Here is a 4,516-nt window from a genome sequence, read left to right on the forward strand (position 1 = left end):
GCTGAACGATGCCAATCACGCACCTAAACAACGGGGCTCAACCGCACCATAGACGGTGCTCATCGAAGCGAATATTCCGTGGACGGTGACACGGTTGTCGTCTGGCGCATCGACCGGTTGGGTCGTTCGCTGATTGATGTGTTGAACACGGTGAAGTCGCTGCAACAGACAGGTATCAGTGTGCAGTCGGTATCGGACGGGATTGATCCGTCGACGAAGACCGGGCGGATGATGCTCGGCATGCTCGCGACGCTGGCGGAGTACGAACGTGAACTCATCGTCGAACGAGTCAATGCCGGTATCGCGGTGGCCCAAGCTGCAGGGACCCGGTTCGGTAGACCGGTCAGCGACCCGGCCGTGATCGCTGAGAAACTGAAGATCGTCCGTGACGCTCGGAAGGCCGGCAAGACGGCCGCGGCGGCCGCCCAGCTCGTGGGGTGGTCCCGGGCGACCCTATATAGGTACGAGCAGGCGGCAAGCACCGCGCCGGAGCGTGTCTTGGCTACGATCCTGAAAGAACTACCAGTGGATATGAGACCGCTGCCGTCGGTTGCGGAGTACGACGAGCTGTTGACCCTGTCGAGGCGGACGACCGCAACGGGTGCGAGTGAGTCGCAGATAGTATGACGTCGTAACTGAGCCGGTGAGCGCGGACGCGATCCGTGAAGAGATCCGGGCGTCACTACGACGGTTACGCCGGCTCGGTGATGACGGCCGAATCGTGATGGCCGGAGACAGTTAGAACACCGACTGGCACGACTCTGCTGCCGCTATCGAGATCGCGACCGCTGCGCTTGAGCGGGCAGACGCGGCCATGCTCTGGATGCACACCCTCCCCCACCCCGACGGCGGATACCCTCCCATCCCGGACTGAACTGAATAGGTGCAGCCCGCTCCACCTTGGGGGTTCGAGAGTTCGGAGCTTCAACGACCCTCCACACACCCCAAGAATCACAGGAGGATGTCGTACCACCACTGCTTAGTCTCCGAGCCCGCTGGCGTAGGGGACCTTTCCCGAGAATTGGTCCTCAAGCCCTTATTCCGTGGTGAGAACAATTTTCCCTGACTAGACAGGCATTTTCGGTTTAACGTGCCGGCACGCTCCTCGACCTATCCGTATGGATTGAGGCTTAGTGCGGGGCTGTCGGCTGACGGGGCGTTTGGTCCGGGTTACCGGATCCGAGGAGACCGCCCGCGTGCACGGCTTTCTCGCGATCCCCTCCGTTTAGTTCGGCTAACGCTTCAAGTTCTCCGTCGGGCGCTTGTTCAACAGCTATGAGGCGATCATCAGCGCCCGGCATGGCGCGGAGAATTTCGTCGAGTTTTCGTTGTGTAGCCGATTGCTGCCGAGATTGAGTGTGCTGGATCGCGAACACCATAATCAGGGTCACCGACGAGCTCACGATATACAAGACGTTGTCCCACCAGCCGGGGAAGTCAACCATAATGCCGAACAGTACCCAGAGAATGATTGCTGCAGTCGCGATCAATCCCGCGGCCGAGTGAGAACTCACCAGCCCGATGGTGTGCAGCAAACGGCTACTTCGGGTACGCGGCGCGTTCGACGCCAGCAGCTCGGAAACCTTCCGGAGGCTCCACCGGGGGCGCCCAATCATGCTCTGATATTCCGTCATTCGTTTTCCTGGTCCTTTCTCGCAGTCGTTCGTCCAGGTGCAATCCCACCATCCCGACCTGATCGAATTGTGTACTGCCGACCCGTTTTGACATCGCCTAGTAGTCGGGGTCTGAGTGGAACGGAACGAAAAAAGTCGGGGTAAGTTACTGACCGACCGGCATCGAAGCTCGCAGTTAGAGGCAGTTAGAGGCAGTTAGAGGGGTGTTTCGCGGGCGAGGACGATGGTTCGGTCGCGGGGAAGTTCTATGAGGTCCAGGGGGTCTGGTGCCAGCCGGTCGAGCGCGAGGAAGATGACTTGGGCCCATCGAAACATTTTGCTGGCACCATTGAAGCGGGGCACCGGTGAGGAGATGAAGAACGTTGCCCGGGAGGCGGCGAAGTCGTCGAGCGCGTGTTTGTCTGCCGCGCGAGCTTCGGTGAGTAGGGCTGTCATGCGGGGATGTTCGCGGAAGCCGATTTTGGCTACCACTCTGACGATGCCTGAGGGGAATGTTTCGACGGTGATGCGTTGGCTCATACCGATAGTGCTGGGCACGTCGACGGTCGACCAGCTCAGCAGAATCGCACGCTTTTGGAGGGCGTGGTTGCGGGTGACCATCGTTCGAAGTGCCACGGGCACGATGTACGGGTTGCGGGTGATGAACACCGCGTCGCCGGAAACCCGAAACAGGTCGCCCTTATGGCTGGCGATGAACAACGGAAGATCATCGATGGGCATCTCGCCCTCACGGCGGGCGGTTCGGATGCGCTGCTGGCCGGCCCACCACACCGACATGATGGTGAAAACGATCGCGCCGATCGCCAACGGCAGCCACCCGCCCGAGGCCGCTTTTGGCAGATTCGCGACCAGGAACGAGACGGTGACCACGAGTATCCCGCTCGCCGCGGCGATTCTCAGCGTGACCCGCCTCGCGTGCGCCCAACTCCAGGCTATGTACACGACCGTCGTGATTGAGATCGTCGTCGTGACGGCGATTCCGTAGGCTGAGGCTAAGGCGGCCGAGCCGCGGAAACCGATCGTGACCGAGAGCACAGCGATGGCTAACAGAACGTTGATCGCCGGTACGTAAATCTGTCCTTCGCTTTCAGCTGACGTGTGGATCACTCGAAGCGGTGGGAAAAAACCCAGCCGCCAGGCCTGGTGAATGACAGAGTATGTTCCCGAAATCACGGCCTGAGAGGCGATGATCGTGGCCACCGTGGCGAGGACGACCATCGGGATCTGACCCCAACCCGGCACCAGACCGAAGAACGACGCGGCCGCTTGGCGTGGATCCCGGATCGCCAGGCTCGCCTGACCCAAATAGTTCAGAACCAGCGCGGGGAACACGACGAACAACCACGCCCGGGTGATCGCTTTCCGGCCGAAATGGCCAAGGTCTGCGTACAGCGCTTCAGCTCCGGTGACGGCCAGCACGATCGCCCCGAGCGCCAGAAACGCTGTACCCGGCTGCTGAATGAAGAACAAAATCACCCAGTGCGGCGACAGAGCTTGAAGCACAGCTGGGTGCTGGAGGATCGACGCAATCCCGCTGACCGCGAGAACAACAAACCACAGCAGCATGATGGGCCCGAATAGGCGCCCGATGGTTCGGGTACCGAAGCGTTGAAGCGCGAAGACTCCCACCAGGATCACTACCGCTATCGGCACCACAAGAGACGCAAGGTCTGGTTGTACGCCCTCTAACCCTTCGACTGCTGAGAGCACCGAGATCGCTGGGGTGATGACGCTGTCGCCGAGGAACATTGCGGCGCCGATCATCGCGACGATCGTGAAAACCGCGATCGTGCGAGCCTTCAGACTACTTCGCCGGAGCAGCCCGAAAAGCGCAAGCAAGCCGCCCTCTCCACGGTTATCGGCGCGCATCAGAAAACGCACATACAACACCGAGACAATCAGCGCCAGGGAATACACAATCGTCGCCGTCGAACCATAAACGTAATCCGTGCCGGGCCCGGCACTACCAGAACTGCCCACACCGAACGTCGTCGATGCTGCATACAACGGGCTCGTACCAATGTCGCCGAACACCACACCCATCGCCGCGATCACCGGACCCGCTACCAACGCCGGCTTGCCAGCGCTGAACTTCGCAAACGTCATCAACAACCTCCAGGCCGACACAAAACCCCAGCGCAGCCTACCCTCCCCCACCGGTTCTGGGCCGGGTCTGTAACGGTAACGGTGTTTTTGGCGTTTTTCATTCGTAGGTCTCCGCTGCCTGCCAGCGGTTGGCGAAGGTGATCGCGGACGTGTTGAGGGCTGGTTTCCACCGCACGGCCCATCGTTCCCGGCCGCGGCGTGTCGGGTCAAGACTGCGGGTCACGAGGTACAGACATTTCAGCGCTGGGCGGGTTGAACTGGTCAACGCAACATCTTGATGAGTGAGGTGTTGTATGGGTGTTTCTGGTCGGCCGAGATTCCGGTCGCGGTGCAGCGGGAGTGCTGGGCGGCGATCCGGTCGGGCATGGTGGTCGCTGAGGCGGCGGCCGCGGTCGGGGTGTCGATCACGGTCGCGTGGCGGTGGGTGCGGCAGGTTGGCGGGGTGATGCCACCTGACTTCTCGTCCTCGCGTGTTCCTCTGAGCGCGCGCCGGTTGTCGTTCACGGAAGGGGAGGAGATCGCTTGTCAGCGTGCCGCGGGTGTGACGGTGCGCTTGATCGCTTCGGCACTGGGCCTTTCTCCGTCGACAGTGAGCCGTGAGCTGCAACGCGGAACGGTTCGTCGCAAGTCTGGTTACCGGGCCACCGTCGCTTAGCCTCAATACCGTTCAGTTAAGTGTTTGAATCGTGATTTCTGGTTGGTGACGTCCCTGTGAGTGGTGGGGTTTCGGGTTCTTGAGCGTTGCATCGTCGACGTAAGAAGCCACCGTGTGATGG

3 protein-coding genes and 2 pseudogenes are annotated in these 4,516 nt (G+C 60.9%); 2 read left to right on the forward strand and 3 right to left on the reverse strand.

The features are described from left to right. Window positions 1-69: 69 nt before the first annotated feature. A pseudogene (locus QN358_RS18630) lies at window positions 70-627 on the forward strand (recombinase family protein); the annotation flags it as partial. Window positions 628-1,130: 503 nt separating this feature from the next. On the opposite strand, the gene QN358_RS18635 reads toward QN358_RS18630, so the two are convergent. The 3 genes and pseudogenes from QN358_RS18635 to QN358_RS18645 form a co-directional block, all read right to left on the reverse strand. Further along, a complete protein-coding gene (locus QN358_RS18635) occupies window positions 1,131-1,634 on the reverse strand; it encodes a low affinity iron permease family protein (protein WP_323513250.1) in 504 nt (167 codons plus the stop codon). 195 nt (window positions 1,635-1,829) lie between these two features. Then, window positions 1,830-3,740 carry a KUP/HAK/KT family potassium transporter gene (locus QN358_RS18640; protein WP_323513252.1) on the reverse strand — a complete coding sequence of 637 codons (1,911 nt, stop codon included), beginning with the start codon at window positions 3,738-3,740 and terminating at the stop codon, window positions 1,830-1,832. Window positions 3,741-3,837: 97 nt separating this feature from the next. Next, a pseudogene (locus QN358_RS18645) lies at window positions 3,838-3,984 on the reverse strand (IS256 family transposase); the annotation flags it as partial. A gap of 33 nt (window positions 3,985-4,017) precedes the next feature. Here QN358_RS18645 and QN358_RS18650 point away from each other — a divergent pair. Next, window positions 4,018-4,395, forward strand: a complete 378-nt coding sequence (locus tag QN358_RS18650; protein WP_323513251.1) for a helix-turn-helix domain-containing protein — start codon at window positions 4,018-4,020, stop codon at window positions 4,393-4,395. The last annotated feature ends 121 nt before the right edge of the window (window positions 4,396-4,516 follow it).

Origin of the sequence: Subtercola sp. RTI3 (assembly GCF_035018625.1) — a bacterium.
Lineage (GTDB): Bacteria > Actinomycetota > Actinomycetes > Actinomycetales > Microbacteriaceae > Subtercola > Subtercola vilae.

Coding starts and splice junctions, on each gene's coding strand:
- QN358_RS18650 (WP_323513251.1), top strand. CDS start 4,018: ATGAGTGAGGTGTTGTATGGGTGTTTCTGGTCGGCCGAGATTCCGGTC.
- QN358_RS18635 (WP_323513250.1), bottom strand. CDS start 1,634: ATGACGGAATATCAGAGCATGATTGGGCGCCCCCGGTGGAGCCTCCGG.
- QN358_RS18640 (WP_323513252.1), bottom strand. CDS start 3,740: ATGACGTTTGCGAAGTTCAGCGCTGGCAAGCCGGCGTTGGTAGCGGGT.